General features: G+C 54.5%; 12 protein-coding genes. 7 read left to right on the top strand and 5 right to left on the bottom strand.

Going from position 1 to position 17,140, the window contains the following annotated elements; translation table 11 throughout:
* The first annotated feature begins 11 nt into the window (after nucleotides 1–11).
* Genes pxpB through EFA69_RS11650 form a run of 4 tightly spaced genes read left to right on the top strand, consistent with a single transcriptional unit; the run spans nucleotide 12 to nucleotide 3,674 of the window.
* A complete protein-coding gene (gene pxpB / locus EFA69_RS11665; RefSeq protein ID WP_123133483.1) occupies nucleotides 12–731 on the top strand; it encodes a 5-oxoprolinase subunit PxpB in 720 nt (239 codons plus the stop codon).
* Entirely contained in the window at nucleotides 721–1,740 is a 1,020-nt protein-coding gene (locus EFA69_RS11660) for a 5-oxoprolinase subunit C family protein (RefSeq protein ID WP_123133231.1), read from the top strand. Before pxpB ends, EFA69_RS11660 begins: the two co-directional genes overlap by 11 nt.
* Nucleotides 1,719–2,489: a LamB/YcsF family protein gene (locus EFA69_RS11655; protein WP_123133230.1), complete on the top strand. Its 771-nt coding sequence runs from the start codon at nucleotides 1,719–1,721 to the stop codon at nucleotides 2,487–2,489. Before EFA69_RS11660 ends, EFA69_RS11655 begins: the two co-directional genes overlap by 22 nt.
* A gap of 3 nt (nucleotides 2,490–2,492) precedes the next feature.
* Entirely contained in the window at nucleotides 2,493–3,674 is a 1,182-nt protein-coding gene (locus EFA69_RS11650; protein ID WP_123133229.1) for an NRAMP family divalent metal transporter, read from the top strand.
* 60 nt (nucleotides 3,675–3,734) lie between these two features.
* Here EFA69_RS11650 and EFA69_RS11645 read toward each other — a convergent pair whose 3' ends face one another.
* A complete protein-coding gene (locus EFA69_RS11645; RefSeq protein WP_123133228.1) occupies nucleotides 3,735–4,664 on the bottom strand; it encodes a ketopantoate reductase family protein in 930 nt (309 codons plus the stop codon).
* A 275-nt stretch (nucleotides 4,665–4,939) separates the two neighbouring features.
* The gene (locus tag EFA69_RS11640) at nucleotides 4,940–7,933 is read right to left on the bottom strand and encodes a M16 family metallopeptidase (RefSeq protein ID WP_123133227.1); all 2,994 of its coding nucleotides are present in this window, start codon (nucleotides 7,931–7,933) and stop codon (nucleotides 4,940–4,942) included.
* 379 nt (nucleotides 7,934–8,312) lie between these two features.
* Between EFA69_RS11640 and EFA69_RS11635 the strand changes: the two genes are divergently transcribed.
* Together EFA69_RS11635 and EFA69_RS11630 are read left to right on the top strand one after the other, a co-directional pair.
* Nucleotides 8,313–11,108, top strand: coding sequence for an outer membrane beta-barrel protein (locus EFA69_RS11635; protein ID WP_183906761.1), 2,796 nt, complete (start codon nucleotides 8,313–8,315; stop codon nucleotides 11,106–11,108).
* A 263-nt stretch (nucleotides 11,109–11,371) separates the two neighbouring features.
* Nucleotides 11,372–13,477 (top strand): sensor histidine kinase, encoded by a 2,106-nt coding sequence (locus tag EFA69_RS11630; RefSeq protein ID WP_245964552.1) that lies wholly within the window; start codon nucleotides 11,372–11,374, stop codon nucleotides 13,475–13,477.
* Between the two features lie 139 nt (nucleotides 13,478–13,616).
* On the opposite strand, the gene EFA69_RS11625 is transcribed toward EFA69_RS11630, so the two are convergent.
* The 3 genes from EFA69_RS11625 to EFA69_RS11615 all read right to left on the bottom strand — a co-directional run bounded on the left by EFA69_RS11625 (nucleotide 13,617) and on the right by EFA69_RS11615 (nucleotide 15,931).
* Nucleotides 13,617–14,333 (bottom strand): YqjF family protein, encoded by a 717-nt coding sequence (locus tag EFA69_RS11625; protein WP_123133225.1) that lies wholly within the window; start codon nucleotides 14,331–14,333, stop codon nucleotides 13,617–13,619.
* Nucleotides 14,284–15,348, bottom strand: a complete 1,065-nt coding sequence (locus EFA69_RS11620; RefSeq protein ID WP_123133224.1) for a TIGR01777 family oxidoreductase — start codon at nucleotides 15,346–15,348, stop codon at nucleotides 14,284–14,286. The genes EFA69_RS11625 and EFA69_RS11620 overlap by 50 nt, the downstream gene beginning before the upstream one ends.
* Nucleotides 15,349–15,424: 76 nt before the next feature.
* Nucleotides 15,425–15,931, bottom strand: a complete 507-nt coding sequence (locus tag EFA69_RS11615) for a GbsR/MarR family transcriptional regulator (protein ID WP_123133223.1) — start codon at nucleotides 15,929–15,931, stop codon at nucleotides 15,425–15,427.
* A gap of 281 nt (nucleotides 15,932–16,212) precedes the next feature.
* On the opposite strand from EFA69_RS11615, the gene EFA69_RS11610 reads away from it, so the two are divergent.
* Complete coding sequence (locus EFA69_RS11610) at nucleotides 16,213–17,007, top strand: SDR family NAD(P)-dependent oxidoreductase (protein WP_123133222.1); 795 nt, start codon at nucleotides 16,213–16,215, stop codon at nucleotides 17,005–17,007.
* Nucleotides 17,008–17,140: the final 133 nt, after the last annotated feature.

The following is a 17,140-nucleotide window of genomic DNA, read 5'->3' as shown; positions in this document are numbered from 1 at the left end:
TGAAGCCAACCATGTCATCTGTGAAAATTTACCCCTTGGGAGATGCGGCCATTGTACTGCAGTTGGGCGAGGAGATCGCCCCGGAGGTGCACGAACGCGTGAAGGCGGTGGCGCGGTATCTTGAGCAGCATCCTTTCACGGGGCTGGTGGAATATGTGCCGGCTTTTACCACGGTAACGGTGTACTATGATCCCTGGCTCGTGAGCCAGAAAGGGGAACTAGCCCCCTATGCAGAAGTAGAACGGCACCTGCGGCAGATGCTGAGCCAACTGCCTGCCTCAGCGGCCACGGCACCCGCCCAGATTAAAGAAATCCCGGTAGTCTATGGTGGTGATTTTGGGCCCGATCTGGCGTTTGTGGCGCAGCACACCGGGCTACACCCCCAGGAAGTAATTGCCCTCCATACCCAGCCGCAGTACTTGGTGTACATGATCGGGTTTGCGCCGGGCTTTCCTTACTTGGGAGGCATGGATCCACGCATTGCGGCACCCCGCAAGCAGGTACCCAGAAAAGTTATTCCGGCCGGGGCCGTGGGCATTGCCGGACAGCAAACCGGGGTGTACCCCTTAGAGACACCCGGCGGCTGGCAACTGATTGGCCGTACCCCGCTCACTTTATTTGACCCGCAGCGCGAATCGCCTAGTTTGCTGAACATGGGAGATTTGGTGCGTTTTGTGCCCATCACGGAGCGGGAGTTTGCCTCATGGAAGGAGGGAGCGTATGAGCATTAAAATCACCAAACCTGGTTTACTGACCACCTTGCAGGACCTGGGGCGGTATGGCTACCAGAAACAGGGCATGGTGGTGAGCGGAACCATGGACAAGTTTGCCCTGCGTCTGGCAAACCTGTTGGTAGGGAACCCAGAAAACGCGGCCGCCCTGGAAATAAGCCTAATGGGACCCAAAGTGGTGTTTCAGGAAGACCAGGTGCTGGCGCTCACGGGCGCCAATCTATCGCCCAGACTGAACGGAAAGGCTGTGCCCATGAACCGGCCGGTGTACGTGAAGAAAGGAACCGTGCTGGAATTTGGTCCGCCGGTGCAGGGAAGCTGGGCATATTTGGCTGTAGCCGGTGGTTTTGAAGTGCCGCTGGTCATGGGCAGTGCCGCTACATACGGACGGGCTGGGCTGGGAGGTTGGCAGGGCAGGGCATTGCAGAAAAACGATGTGCTTCCATTTAGAAATCAGCTTACGGAGCAGGTGCGGCAGTGGCCGCAAAAGTGCCCGCCGGAGAAAGCTTTTCTGGTGGCCAACTGGAGCGTTTCCCCTCAAATACTGCCCACTTACCAGGAGAATCCAACGGTACGCGTACTGCCGGGGCCGGAGTATGATCTGTTCACTTCTGACAGTAAAGCGGCCTTCTGGCAAACCGACTTCCACATCTCGACCGCCTCTGACCGCATGGGCTACCGGACCGAAGGACCTGTGCTACGGTTGAACCAGCCGGTGGAGTTGCTGTCTGGCGCGGTCACTTTTGGCACGGTGCAGGTGCCTTCCAGCGGGAATCCTATTATCTTAATGGCGGAGCATCAGACCACGGGTGGTTACCCCCGCATTGGCCAGGTAATTACCGCAGACTTACCGGTGCTGGCGCAGGCACGGCCCGGGAGCCGCCTCCGTTTTTTGGAGGTTTCCCTGGACCAGGCGCAGACGCTCTACTGTGAGCAGGAGCAAGACCTGGAACGCCTACAATCAGCCTTATCCTTACAACTGAAAAAATGGACAACCGCTATACCGTAGATTTAAACTGTGACTTAGGCGAGAGCTTCGGGACGTACCGCTTAGGCCATGATGAGGCTATTCTGCCGCTGGTCACCTCCGCAAACATCGCCTGTGGCTTTCATGCCGGAGACCCTTCTGTGATGAGAAAAACGGTGCGGCAGGCGTTGCAGCACCAGGTAGCCTTGGGAGCACATCCGGGGTTTCAGGATCTGGTGGGCTTTGGCCGGCGCGACATGGCCATTTCCCCTGAGGAAGCCTTTGACCTGGTGGTGTACCAGATTGGGGCGCTCTCTGGTTTCATTAAAGCCGAAGGCGGGGTGCTGCACCACGTAAAGCCCCACGGAGCTTTGTACAACATGGCCGCCGTGCAACCAGCCCTGGCCGAAGCCATTGCCGAAGCCGTCTATAAAGTAAGCCCGGAGGTGGTGCTGTATGGCTTGGCCGGAAGCGCACTGGTACAAGCAGGGGAGAAGCTGGGCCTCAAAACCGCCCATGAAGTTTTCGCCGACCGAACCTACCAGCAAGACGGCACGCTCACTCCCCGTAGGCTGCCCAATGCCCTCATCACCAACCAAGAGGAGGCGGTGCAGCAGGTGGTGCGTATGGTCAAGGAAGGCAAAGTGCTGGCTCAGCAAGGCGTGGAGGTACCCATTAAGGCAGATACCGTCTGCCTGCACGGTGATGGCGCCCATGCCGTGGCGTTTGCCCGCCTCATTAGGGAAACCCTCACGCAGGAAAAGGTAACGCTTCAGGCCCCAGTGCTCTAGCTTATGAAAACACAGAGAAATTGGAGCGTGCTGCTGGGGGCGGCTTTTCTCATGGCTACCTCGGCCGTGGGGCCGGGCTTCTTAACCCAGACCACCGTCTTTACCCAAAGCCTGGGCGCCAGCTTTGGGTTTGTGATTCTGCTTTCCATTGTGCTGGACATAGGCGTGCAGCTGAACGTCTGGCGGGTAATCGCTGTCTCTGAGAAGCGGGCGCAGGATGTAGCCAACGCCGTGCTGCCGGGGTTGGGGGCCTTCATCGCTTTCCTCATAGTTTTGGGCGGGCTGGCCTTCAATATTGGCAATGTGGGCGGCGCAGGGCTGGGGCTCCATGTGCTGGCAGGCATTCCTGTGGAGGTAGGGGCAGTAATTTCGGCGGCCATTGCCATTGGTATATTCCTGGTGCGGGAAGCCGGGAAGCTGATGGACAGGTTTACGCAGATATTGGGCGCGCTCATGATCGGGCTCATTGTGTACGTGGCCTGGGTGTCATCGCCGCCGGTGGCGGAGGCCGCTATCAGGACCATTGCGCCAGAGGAAGTAGATTTCGCGGCCATTGTCACGCTGGTGGGCGGCACGGTGGGCGGGTACATTACGTTTGCGGGCGGCCACCGGCTGCTGGATGCGGGCGTTAAAGGAAAAGAAGCTTTAGGTCAGGTAACTGCCAGCGCCGTGTCTGGTATCTCGCTGGCCTCTATCATCCGGATTTTCCTGTTTTTGGCCACGCTGGGCGTGTTGCAGCAGGGCAAAATCCTGAACCCGGAGAATCCGCCGGCTTCCGTGTTTGAATTGGCGGCCGGATCCTTTGGGTACAAACTGTTCGGGGTTGTGATGCTGTCGGCGGCGGTGACCTCTGTGGTGGGCTCGGCCTATACCTCGGTCTCTTTCATCAAGTCCTTTGACAAACGCATTGCCGAGCACGAGAACTGGGTCATCATTGGCTTTATTGTAGTGTCTACCACCATTTTTATCTTTATTGGCAAACCCGTGAAACTGCTGGTGTGGGCGGGGCTGCTGAACGGTTTTGTGCTGCCGGTAACGCTGGCTACTATGTTACTGGCGGCGCACAAGAAAAGCCTGATGGGCAATTACCGGCACCCCAAGCTACTGACCTTGTTCGGTGTGCTGGTAGTGCTGCTCATGGCCTGGATGGCCGGTTCCACGCTTTTGCAGCAGATTGGAGGTTAAGCGAATAGTTTGCGTTTAGGGGCTCTTTTTCCAAAAACAGCCCCTAAACGCAAACTGAAATTATTGCTTTACCTTCTGGCGAAGGGCGGCATATACCTTGTCAAAAGTAGGGACGGGTACTTGCAGCCGCTGCCCCAGCCGAACCACGTAGCCGGTGAGAGACTCGGTCTCGGTTTTGTTCCCGTTCAGGAAGTCGCTGTACATGGAGGTGATGCTGTCGTGTGGCAGGCGGGCCATCATGTCCAGGTGCCGCTGGCTGATGTCTTCGGGCAGAGTGATGTGCTGGGCTCTGGCTACGGCTTTGAGTTCTTCCAGCAGGGAAGCCAGGAGCTGTCTGTGTGCCGGGGTGCTTAATACCGAGCCAATGGTTTCCTCAAAGTACACCAAGGTGGAAGACATAGACGAGATAAAGAGAAACTTCTCCCAGATGGAGGAAAGGATGTTGTCTGGGTGGAGCACCTTAAAGCCAGCATCCCCAAAGAGAGTCTCTGCCTGTTTCAGTTTTTCCGGAGTGCCGTCTGCGGCCCCAAAGATCAGGCGCCCGATGCCGCCGGTCTCTTTTACCAAACCCGGCTCCAGGTACCTTGATACCACGTACACGCAACCGTCCCAGACTTCGTTCTGCGGCAACACCGCTTTGATGCGCTCTTTGCTGTCTACGCCGTTGAGCAGCGGCAGCAATACGGTGTTGGGCGTAATGCAGGCGCTGTACTGCTCCAGGCTTTGCTCCAGGCTATAGCTTTTGGTGCAGATCAGGAGCAGATCCATGGGGCCCAGTTCTGTGGGGTCTGCGCTCACCAGTGTAGGGTGCGCCACAAAATTTCCGGTAGTGGTTTCTACGGTGAGGCCTTTCTCCCGGATGGCTTCCCCATGCTCCCCGCGGGCCATGAAATACACCTGCACCTGGTCTGAATCTTCGTACTTTTTCGCCAGCAGCCCGCCAAAGTAGCCACCCACGCCGCCAATGCCCACAATGCCTATTTTCTTCATCTTGTTTCTTTTGTGTTAGGTAAGTTCTACGCAAACCACCAGGTCCCACGCTGGCCTTCAGGGCCGAAGCACCCGTTTAGCGGCCGTTTTTCCTAAAACAGGCCCAAACCAGCCGGTGCTGCCTGTAGGGAAAACGGCCAATCTTCATGCTAAATCAACTCGGCCTGCACCCACGGTTGCGTAGTTTTCCCTAAACCTAAGAAGAAGTTCAAAGAAAAAGGCGTTTCCGGGGTCTTTTCCCGAAAACGCCTTTAAAACAGATTGTTTAGGTTACCCTAGAAAATGCGGCCTTCTTTTTTGGCTTTGCGGCCTTTGAGAGGTTCTTCTTTTTTAGGTTCCACTGGCGTGGCCACGGTTTCGGTTTTAACCTGTACCGGAGCGCCGTCTGGGTCTAGCTCCACCACCTCGTAGCCCAGTTTCTCCAGGCCTGGCTTGATGGCAGCTTTGTCGCCCACCAGCATGATGCTCATTTTCTCTACCGGCAGGTACTTTTTGGCCAGCGCATTGATCTCCTCCTTGGTGATATTCTGCAAAATCTGGTTCTGCTTGTTCACGTAGTCGGCGTCCAGGTTGTAGCGGAGCATGTTGTTGAGGAAGGCTGCTTTCTGGAACGAGGTCTCGTACTTGCGGGCATCGGACTGCCCGATGGCGCTGCGCATAAAGGCGAGCTCATCGTCGGTGATGCCTTCTTCTCTAAAGCGCTTGATCTCCTTCATGAACTCCACCACGGCGCTGTCAGACACATTGGAGCGTACCCCGGCGTAGGCGGTGTAAGGCCCCGAAGATTCTGTTCCGGAGAAATAGGAACCGGCGCCGTAGGTATAGCCTTTGTCTTCGCGCAGGTTCAGGTTGATACGGCTGTTGAAGGCCCCGCCCAGCACGTAGTTCATGAGCCCGGCTTTATAGTAATCACCGGTGGCATCATACGGCATAGCCATATAGCCAATTCTGATCTCAGACTGCGCGGCTTTCTCTTTGTCCACAATGAAGATCTTGGTCTTGTCAATGCTGGCCAGTTTAGGCTCTGCGGGCATGGTGACCGATTTGGCTTGCCACTTGCTCAGGAACGCCAATTTGGGCATGATCTGCTTCTGATCCACGTCGCCTACCACTACCAGGTTGGTCACGCTGGGCGAGAAGTAGTTGGCATAGAACTTCTTCACGTCATCCAGCGTGATGCTTTCTACGGTAGCGGTGGTGCCAATCACCGGAATGGCCTGAATGTGACCTTCGCCGTACAGGGTTTTGTTGTACACGTTGTTGGCGATGACCGTAGGCTGCGTGCTCTGGTTTTTGATGGCTTCCAGGCGCTGTTTCTTCAGGCGGTCAAAGTCATCTTGGGAGAAGCGGGGGTGCATCATTTGCTCTTCCAGCAGAGCCAGGGTAGCATCCAGATTCTTCACCTGAGACTGCACCTGCACGGTCATGGTTTCTGAACCGCTCCCGAAGTAAATAGAGCTGCCCAGTTTCTCCAGCTTGCTGCTGATTTCCTCGGCGGTGAATTTCTCTGAGTCTTCATTCATCATGGCCGCAGTGAGTGACGCGATCCCTGCCTTGGACGGATCATGCGCCTCCAGTTTGTGCCCGCCCTGCAGGGTGAACAACATAGTGACGGTAGGCACCTCGTCAGACTTGGAACCAATCACTTTGATGCCGTTGGCCATGCTTTCCTTCCAGAACGGAGGTACGGTGATGGTAGGGTTAGGTCCAGAACCCGGACGTTTGCTGCGGTCAAAGGTGTCTTTGGCTTTTACGTACTTAAGGCCAGAGTATTGGTCTGCCGGAGCTTTGTAACCAGATTTGTCCACGGTGAAGTTATCGGCTTTGGCCACCATCTCGGGCTTGCCTTTGGGCACCACGCTCAGGATTACCGCTTTTTTGCCTTTGATGTACTGGTTGTACACGCGCATTACGTCTGCTTTGGTAACGGCACGGTGGGCTTTGAGCTGGTTGGTGAGGTAATTAGGGTTGCCCGTGAAGGTCTGGTAAGAAGCCAGGGTAGACGTTTTGCCCGACACGCTGGAAAGGCTGTTGATAATACCGGCTTCATAAGAAGCTTTAAAGCGCTCCAGATCATCATCTGTGACGCCGCGTTTCTCAAATTCCGCGAAAGCGCTGCGCAATTCTTTCTCCATGTCGGCTAAGGTTTGGCCGGGCAATGGCAACACGGTTAAGCTGAACTCACCGGCCAGTTCGGTGCAGGGGTGTCCGGCGTTGGCTTGTACGGCTTTCTGGGCCTTGGTTAAGTTCTGGTACAGGATAGACGTTTTGCCACCGCCAATGATTTCGGCTAAAATGTCGAGTGGAACTTCGTCTGGGTGGTAGTTGGGCACCGTTGGGAACGTCATCTGCAACATAGGGAAGCGGACGTTGTCCTCATAAGAAATGTAGCGGTCCTGGGTGAGTACCGGAGCGGCCAGTTTCATGTTTTTAACTTCCGGCCCGCGCTGGATGGGCCCGAAGTATTTCTCTGCCAGTTTCACCACCTGGGCCGGGGTTACGTCACCGCCCACCGTTAATGTAGCGTTGTTAGGTCCGTACCAGCGCAGGAAGAAGTTCTTGAGGTCGTTGACGTTTACCCGGTTCAGATCCTCAATGTACCCGATGGTGGTCCAGGAGTACGGGTGGCCGTAAGGATAAAGGGCGGCGCTGTTTTTCTCATACACCAACCCATACGGGCGGTTGTCATAGTTCTGGCCGCGCTCATTTTTCACGGTCTCGCGCTGTACCTCAAATTTACGCTGGGTTACGGCATCCAGGAGGAAGCCCATACGGTCGGCCTCCAGCCAGATGGCGGTCTCCAGTTGGTTGGAAGGAACGGTCTCAAAGTAGTTGGTGCGGTCGCGGTTGGTCGTTCCGTTCAGGGTGCCGCCCGCCTGAGATACGATCTTGAAATGCTGCTCGTCACCTACGTTGTCTGAACCCTGGAACATCATGTGCTCAAAGAAGTGCGCGAATCCGGATTTACCCACTTCCTCGCGGGCTGAGCCCACGTGGTAGGTCACATCTACGTGCACAATGGGGTCTGAATGGTCTTCGTGCACCACTACGGTAAGGCCGTTAGGCAGCACATACTTCTCATACGGGATCATCAGTTCAGAGCCCTTCCGGGTCACTTTCTCTACCAGTTTAGTGCCTTGCCCAGCTTTGGCGGCAGCAGTGGTAGTGGTGGCCTTTTTGGCCGGGGCGGCTTTTTTGGGGGCTTGCGCCTGAGCCTGCGTGAGCATAGCGGCGGCCAGTAACACGGCTAGGGTACTCTTCTTTGACATACGCTTGTGGTTATAAATGAATTTGACCTAAGTAATTTACTAATTAGTCTGATATTTCTATAAAAAATTATTGGTTTTTGTATCTGGCAGAAGAAGCAGTTCTCTTGGAGCAGTGGGGTAGAAGCAGAAAAAGCAGGGGAAAAATATAAGAAATATATAAAGCGGCAGCCTAGGTTGGTGTTTTGCCTCTGATTTCAGAAAAACAGCCGCTAAACGGAAAGGCCTTTTGGAGCCTTGGTCTCTTCCTGAAGTTCAGAGATTCAAAAGTTAATGTTTGTTAAATGTGGAGGCAGCACCATGACCCTTCACGGGTAATTCTTTAACATTAGTGCCTGAAAGCCACCTTTTTTCCTTCATGTTCCATTTCTATCCTGCCTGTATGAAATCAAGCTTACTCACTTGCTTGCTGTTGTTTTTGATGGGCCTGCCCACGGCCACTTTCGCCCAAAACCAGAAAGGCGAGGTGAAGGGCAAACTCTGGGACGTTACCCACAAAGAAGCCCTGCCTTATGCCACCATTGCAGTCTATACCGCCCAGGACACCACGCTGGTCACGTTTAGGGTGAGTGATGACAAAGGCAGTTTCAGGGTGCCTGGCCTGGCCCTGAACAAACCCCTGCGCATTGTGATTACCATGACTGGTTTCAAGGTGTACCGGAAGGAGTTTACCTTAACAGCCGGCAATGCAGAACTGGACTTAGGGCAAGTGGAAATGACCCAAGCTGATCACTTGTTGGGCGAAGTGGTGATCATGTCTGAGGCACCGCCCATTGTAGTGCGCAAAGACACGCTGGAGTTCAACGCCAACTCGTTCAAGACCCTGCCCACGGCGCTGCTGGAAGACCTCCTGAAGAAACTGCCGGGTGTGACGGTAGACGGTTCGGGCAGTATTGCGGTGAACGGCAAGGCGGTGAACAAGATTCTGGTAGACGGAAAAGAGTTTTTTGGGAACGATCCCAAAGTGGCCTCCCGCAACCTGCCCGCCGACATGATTGACAAGGTGCAGGTGGTAAACGACCCCGATGCCCAGCGAAGAGACCCCGACCTGCCGGTGAATGAGATTCCGCAGGTGATTAACCTCAAGCTGAAAAAAGGCATCAAACAGGGCGCGTTTGGGAAGGTGTACGCGGGTACGGGCACTGACCAACGGTACGAAGGCGGCGGTATCCTGAACGTCTTCCGGGACACCACCCAAATCAGCGTGCTGGGTTACTCTAACAACCTGAACAAACCGGCCTTCGGGTTTGAGGACATTTCCCGTATTGGCGGCTTTAACCGCAGCGGCATGAACTCCATTATGGTGCGCAGCGACGGCGGTTTTGCCGTGAACGGCATTTCCTTCGGGGGCACCGAAGAGGGCATTCAGCGGTCTACCGGGGCGGGTGGGAACTTCAACACCCTGCTCAAAGGCGACGTGAAGGTGAACCTGCAGTATTTCTACGGCGGCATTGACGCCGATCTGAACCAAGTGGTGAACTCGGCGCAGAGCCTCCCCAATGATACACTAGTCTCGCGTCGCACTAGAAACCAGGACAGCGACAACCAAAGCCACCGGTTCGGCGGCAGAATTGACTGGAAGATTGACTCCGTGACCAACCTCAGTTTCTCGCCCAGCGTGGTGCTGGCCCGGAGCGCGTCTAATCAGGGGCTGTTCACCAATACCTTCCGCAGCATCAATGAGCCGCTCAACAGCAGTGAGAACCAGCAACAACTGGACAATACCACCACCACCTTCTCCGGGAACCTGTCGTTTGACCGAAGCTCGCGCAAGAAGAAAGGCCGGCAGTTCAATTTCTATGGCACCTATAACATCAACGATGGTGACCAGGACCAATACTACCAAGTAGAAAGCTATTACTACGGCCAGAATCCCTACTCAGAGTTCCTGGACCAGTTGCGCGATAATGTGGTGACAAACCGCGCCATCAATACCTCCTTCTCTTATACCGAGCCCTTCAGCAAGAACCTGAGCGGCGTAGTGAGGCTGAACGCTGAGTACTTCAAGGACGGCAACCGGGTGTCTACCTTTGATTTGGCGGGCGAAGGAGCTGAGGAGCCTTTATTGCTTCCGACACTCTCAGATAAGGTGGAGCGCAGCGGCTGGCGCAATTACGTGACCACCAGCCTGAAGTGGAAAGTCAAGGACCTGACCCTGCAACCGGGTATTCGGTTTACGCTGCTCAACATTGAGAACACGTTCCAGAAACTCCAGCCCATTGATCAGGATTACTTTTATGCGTTCCCGTCACTCACAGCCAGCTGGAAAAGCTTCAACTTCAGCTACAACGTGAACGTGCGGGAGCCCTCGGCCGCCGATCTGCAGCCCGTCACGGATCAGTCCAACCCTTTGTTCATCCAGTACGGCAATCCGGAACTCACCCCCACTATCTCGCACTCGGTGAACCTGCATTTCCGGAAGTTTGATACCAAGCGGTCTGTCAACTATTGGGCGTACCTGTCGGGGAGCATCAGCAATGACGCCGTGACCCGGGCCAGAACCTTAGACGAAACCACCGGCCAGCAGACCACCCGCCCCGTGAACACCGACGGGAACTGGCAGTTGAACAGCAGCACTGAAGTTACAAAAGACTGGAAGTTTGACGGCCAGCGGCAGTTTTCCCTCACGGCCTCCCTGTGGGTGAACTACATGAAAACGCTCATCATCCTCAACAACCTGCGCAGCTACGGGCAGAATATCTCCCTCAACCCTAGCCTGAGCGCGCGCGTGAACCTGAACGACAAGTTTGAGTTCAATGAGTCGTTTACCCTGGGCCGCCGGCGCAGTGTGTATGAAGATGATGCGTTCCAGGACATCCGGTTTTCTACCACTACCTCCCGTACCGGCGTGGTGGTGCGCGTGCCTAAGAAGATTGTCTGGGAAGCCACATTTGACTACACCTACAACTCCAACGTGGCGCCCGGCCTGCGCAAAGACATCAGCCGCCTGAACGCCGCCGTTACCTTCCTTTTCCTGAAAAACGACCGGGCGCAGCTGAAACTGTCGGTGTATGATTTGCTGGACCAGAACATAGGGGCGTACCGGGCCATTAGGGAGAACTTTGTGGAAGACTTCCAGACGCAGGTGCTTACCCGCTACGCCATGCTCACGTTTACTTACAACATCCGCAACTTCGGCGGCAAAGTGGGCGGCACCAACAGCTTTTTCCGGTTCTAGCTACAGTGCCACGGAAAAGGAAGAAAAAGGAGTCTCCCAGAAACCAGTAACTTACTCTGGGGACTGTAACTATTTTGGCTTTCATTCTGTAAAAGGAGCGCCTAAAACAGGTGTTCCTTTTGTTTTGTAGTCAGATGTTCTCTTCTGTCTGCGGAAAAGATGCTGCCTTCTTTCGGCGGCAGTCCGTATAAGGTATGCCCTTGTTTTCAGAAACTTTGCTGGTGCGAAATCCCAAATCAATAATTGCCCATTAACCTCCCTTTATGCCACAGAACTACAGAGATGAAGTTGCCGCAGATGCGTTGCGTATTTTTCAGGGAAAAGGACAGATGGGGGCCATGATGCGGGCCTTCAATTGGGAAGCGCATCCGCTAGGGCCACCTACTAATTGGCCCCAGAGTTTGCAGGCAAACATCAGGCTGCTACTGAACTCAAACTTCCCCATGTTTATCTGGTGGTCCAGGGAACTGTATGCCTTTCACAATGATGCCTATATTCCCGCCCTGGGCGATAAACATCCGGCGGCGTTGGGGGCCTCGGCCAGAAAAGTCTGGGCTGAGGTCTGGAAAGACATAGGAGGCATCGCGGAAAATATCCTGAACGGTGGGGACTCTTTCTATGCCGAAGGCCTGCGCCTTATTCTGGAACGGAAGGGATTTCTGGAGGAAACCTATTGGACCTTTTCCTATAGCCCCGCCTTTAATGACGAGGGGCAGGTGTACGGCGTTTTCTGCGCCTGTACAGAGGTAACCAGCACCGTGCTTGGGCAACGCCGCCTCAAAACCCTGAAAGACATAGCCGATGCCATGGCCCAGATCCAGTCGCTGGACCAGGCTTGCCAGGAGGCCTCGCAGATTTTAGCCCAGAACCCCCTTGACCTGCCTTTTAGCCAGATCTATCTCATTAACCGACAAGAGACAGAAGCTAGGCTTCTGGGCGCATCTGGTCAGGAAAGGGCCCCGGAAAGAGTGCCGCTCTCCACCCCTGAAACCGTGGGCAAGTGGCCTTTTACGGAGGTGCAGCGTACCCATGCCCTGTACTTGGTGGAAGACCTGCATAGCCTGCGGGAAGACGGGCAGGTGGTCCAGATGCCGCAGAGGGCTGTGGTGCTGCCTATTTTTCAGCCTGGGCAAAACCGCCTGATTGGTTTCTTTGTGTCAGGCATCAGCCATGAGCTGGAATATGACCAGGATTACCAAAACTTCCATGAGTTGCTGGTGGGGCAGGTTGCCACGTCTATTGCCAGCATCCAAGCTCGGGAAGAAGCGGCCCGTCAGCAAGCCGAGTTGATCGCATTATTTGAGCAGGCACCGGTGGCCATTTGTATTCTGCGCGGACCAGAACATGTGGTGGAACTGGCTAACCCCGGCATTTGTGAACTCTGGGGCAAGCAGTATGAAGATGTGATCAAGAAACCCATTCTGGAGGCCTTGCCTGAGGTGAAGGACCAAGGCATCAAAGAGCTGCTGGATGGGGTGTACACTTCTGGGGTGCCCTATGTGAACAATGAACTGCAGGTCATGCTGGAGCGCAATGGCCAGTTGGAGCCCGTGTACTTCAGCTTTGTGTACCACCCCATGCGCAATGCCAAAAGAGAGATCATAGGCGTGATTGCCGTGGCCATTGGGATAAACGAGCAGGTAGAGGCCCGCCATGAAATAGAGGCGATGAACGCGGAGCTGCGCGCCATCAACGCTGATCTGGATAATTTTGTGTACTCCGCCTCCCATGACCTCAAAGCGCCCATCTCTAACATTGAGGGCCTCATGGACACCCTGCTGGATTACCTGCCGGAAGACATTAAACAGCAAGACGTGGTGCAACGGGTACTCAGCCTCATGCACGCCTCTGTGAACAGGTTCAAGCGGGCCGTGGCAGACCTTACGGAGGTAGCCAAAGTTCAGCGTGTGGCCGGGGATGATGTGACCTCCATAGACCTGCGGGATGTGCTAGCTGACGTGCAGCTGGATTTTGAGAACACCATCAACAGCACCGGAGCTGTTATCAACACCCGCCTAAGCCCAGACTCCACCGTGAAGTTCTCGGCTAAGAATGTGCGCAGCATTGTCTACAACCTGTTCAGCAACGCCCTCAAGTACCGCAGTCCAGAGCGTGCGCCAGAAATCAGGATCCGCACGGAGCATGTGCCGGGGTTTCTGGTGCTGTCTGTCACAGACAACGGTTTGGGCATGAAACCAGAAGACCGAGCAAAGATTTTCACCATGTTCAAGCGCCTGCATGACCACGTGGAAGGCACCGGCATTGGCCTCTACATTGTCAAACGCATTGTGGAAAACGCCGGTGGCAGAATTGAGGTGGAAAGCGAGAAAGGCAAAGGCTCTACCTTTACGGTCTATTTCAAGCGTTAGTCTCCTAACATTTTAGGCCATAATTTCAAGAACAGTATCAAAAGAAGGAAAGGACAAACTGCTTATTGGGCCTGTGATCCATCAGTTGTTGGTGCATCTGACACAGGTCTGCACGTCTGGATTTTCTCACGGCGTTGCGTCAGCTCTTCAGGTAATCTCCTTCTTTGATCACGATGGGGGAGCCTTCGGCCAGGAAAACGGAAAGTGGGGAGGCAGTGTTCAGGACCACGAACTCAGGGCCATAGAGCGCCTGGAAATCCGCGGAAATAGCGTATTCCTTCACCGGATAAACCTCCCACCGGGGATGTTCTACCTGATAAGCAGAGGTCTTGTATCCGTTACGTTTGGTATACCCCCAGTAATGCTCTGTAATAAATTCTGCCTCGCTTCCCTCCGCAATAGGGTGCGATGTGGCTGAAGTCAGAACCCGTAGATGATACCAAGACTTTTCCTGCCATCGGTACTCAACCTTCAGTTCGTTCTCTTGCTGCTCCAAGGTATGTTGCATAGGTCGGGTGGCATAGTGCTCACCATACAGCACGTTAGCTATCAAGGTAATCGCAGGTTTGGGGACTATTTCTTTGATGAACACCACCCCCCGTTTATATAGTCCGTTGTCTAGGTACTTCACGTAAAAACGGAGGTTTACCTCCTCAAAGTTAACGTGAAACGGCACCTGAATGCCTTTGATTCGCGTGTTCTGGAACATGAACCCAATGAGGCTCACGTAGCAGGTGCCGTTCCAGAGATCAAGTTCTGTGTGAGGGGGGAGGTGCCTGACCAGCAACTGCGGATCAATGGCATAATTAGCGATGATGAGTTTGCGCCATTCGGCGGTAAGGAAGGTCTTTTTCATAAGTGGAAGTCTGAACGTTAGAACTTGCCAAAGAATAACTTAAGTCTTTCCCCTTTTGGGGCTGTTTTTCAAATTTGGGGCTTAAAACAGGAACCGCTTCTTTGGCAGGCAGGCACAGCCGCACGGCCTCTTCAATGGTTCGTACCTGAAACTGGTACCCGGACTGTTGCAGGCGGGTGGGCACTACCCAACGGCTTTTCAGGAGCAGTTCGGTTTCTGTTCTCAGGAGCCAGGCGCCAATCTCCAGCATCCATTTTCTGGCCCGCAGGCCAAAGGAAATGCCCAGGGCCTGCCGCAGTGTTTGCATGAAATGGTGGTTGGGCACGGGGCGGGGAGAGGAAAGATTGAAGTCACCTTCCAGTTCTTCGTGCTGCATCAGAAACTCAATGCCGCTAATCACATCCCGGGCATGAATCCAGCTGAAGCACTGCAAGCCGTTGCCTTGGCGGCCGCCCAGCCCCAGACGGGCCAGGTTCAGGTAATAAGGCATCACCCCTCCTTCGTTGGCCAAGACAATGGCCAGGCGCAGAGCAATCTTACGGGTGCCGGGCGTGTGCTGGGCGTAGAAGGCGTTCTCCCATTTGCCGCATACTTCCACCGAGAAACCCGTGCCAATCTCGCCCGTCAATTCGTCTTGCGGACCGTCCTGCGCGTGGCGGTAGATGGTGGCCGAGGAGGCGTTGATCCAGAGTCGGGGCGGACGCTGTAATTGCCGCACCGCGTCTCCCAGAGCTTGAGTAGCATTCACCCGTGAAAAAATAATTTCCTGCTTATTCTTTTGGGTATAGCGGCAGTTCACGCTTTTGCCCGTGAGGTTGATCAGGACATCGGCGCGTTCCAGGTGTTGCACCCATGGTCCGGGGCCAGTGGCATCCCAGTAGATTTGCCGGGCCGGAGTTTGCCACGCGGCGGGTTTCCGGGTGAGAATGACTACCTCATCGCCCTTGGCGAGGAAATGGTGGGAGAGGAGCTGCCCAATAAAGCCGCTTCCGCCTGCTAAGACAATCTTGGCCATACTATTGTTTTTTTAAGTGATTAAATGTTTTGAATTTTCAGTAAAAATTGAAACATAAAAGGCAAAAAAATAGCCGCTACTTGAACAGCTTGAAAATAGACCCGAAGAACCAGTTCTCCTCGGCTTTCAGCATGGTCTCCAGGGTTTTGTCCACGTTACCGGCCAGCTTGTTAATGTCCGTCACCGATTTTTTGAAAGTACTGTAGTCAGGGTCCTGCGCATCGCCTTCCACTTCCTGTAGCTGCGTGAGCAGCTTGAGCACCGGTTCCAGCTCGCGGCGTTTGCGTTCTTTGGCTACCTGGCGGGCAATGGTCCAGACATCTTTCTCCGCGAAGAAATATTCCTTGCGCTCGCCGCTGCGGTGCTGCTTCTCAATAAGGCCCCAGTTAATGAGGTCACGCAGGGTCATGTTGGCGTTGCCGCGCGAAATCTGCAGTTGCTCCATCACCTGCTCGGTGGTGAGGGCCTCCGGCGAAATCAAGAGCAGGGCGTGTACCTGGGCCATGGTGCGGTTAATGCCCCACTCAGACCCCAGTTTTCCCCAGGCTTCTATGAACCGTTGTTTCGCCTCTGCTAATTCCATGGCTCAAATATACATAAGTTTTCAAACTTTCAATATTTATTGAAATATACTTCCTGAAAAAGAAAAGGTTTTACCGTTGTAGGAAAAATAGAGCAGCAGGCCTTACGGGAAGACACATCATCTGCCGGAAGCCGTTTTGCGTTTAGGGGCTCTTTTTCCAAAAAGAGCCCCTAAACGCAAAATGCCCGAAGCCTTTGGGAAACAAGTAGAAAAGTGAGCTTAACAGGGAACAAGGCGGGCGCAGCCTCGTTAATAAAAGCTCCACTTAACGTAGCAGAACCATGACAAGTACCGCAAAATACGCCCTCGTGACGGGGGGCACCGTTGGCATTGGCTATGAGCTGGCCAAAATCTTCGCCCAAAACGGCTACAACCTCATTCTGGTGGCCCGCGACCAGACCGAGCTGGACCAATGCGCCGCCGAGTTCCGGCAACAGCACGGCGTGGAGGTGGTGACCTTCGCCAAAGACCTGTTCCAGCGCCAGGCGCCGTTTGAGGTCTGCGAAGAAGTGAAAGCCCGCGGCCTACAGGTAGACGTGCTGGTGAACAACGCCGGCCAGGGCCAGTACGGCGAGTTTGTGGACACTGATATTAACCGCGAACTGGACATTGTGCAGCTCAACATTGGCGCTTACATTACCTTCACCAAGCATTTCCTGCAGGAGATGGTGGCCCGCAACCAAGGCAAGATCCTGATGGTTTCCTCCATTGGCGGTGAGCTGCCGGGTCCGCTCCAGAGTGTGTACCACGCCACCAAAGCATTTGTCTCCACGTTCACGGAGGCCATCCAGAACGAGGTGAAGGAAACGGACGTGACCATTACCAAACTGCTGCCCGGCCCTACCGCCACCGATTTCTTCCAGAAAGCCGACATGGAGAACGCCAAGATGATCAAGGAAGGCGATCTGGCAGATCCGGCCAAAGTTGCCCAAGACGGGTATGAGGCGCTTATGGCGGGCAAGCTGGAAATAATCTCGGGGTTCAAGAATAAAGCCATGGTGGCCGCCAGCAAACTCATGCCAGACAGCATGGTAGCCGAAAACATGCACCAGCAATCCAAACCCAGCGAGGAGTAATCTTTTCGGGGTTTTCCTATGAACCGCGTTTAGGGGCTGTTTTTGGAAAAACGGCCCCTAAACGCGGTTTTCTGTTTCTTCTTCATAGGTAGTGGCTCCGACAATAGCGGCCAAAAGTATCTTTACCGTTCCG

Source organism: Rufibacter immobilis (genome assembly GCF_003721565.1).
In the GTDB taxonomy this organism is placed as follows: Bacteria; Bacteroidota; Bacteroidia; order Cytophagales; family Hymenobacteraceae; genus Nibribacter; species Nibribacter immobilis.
Note: the sequence above shows the minus strand (reverse complement) of the source record. Positions and strands in the feature narration are given on the sequence as shown.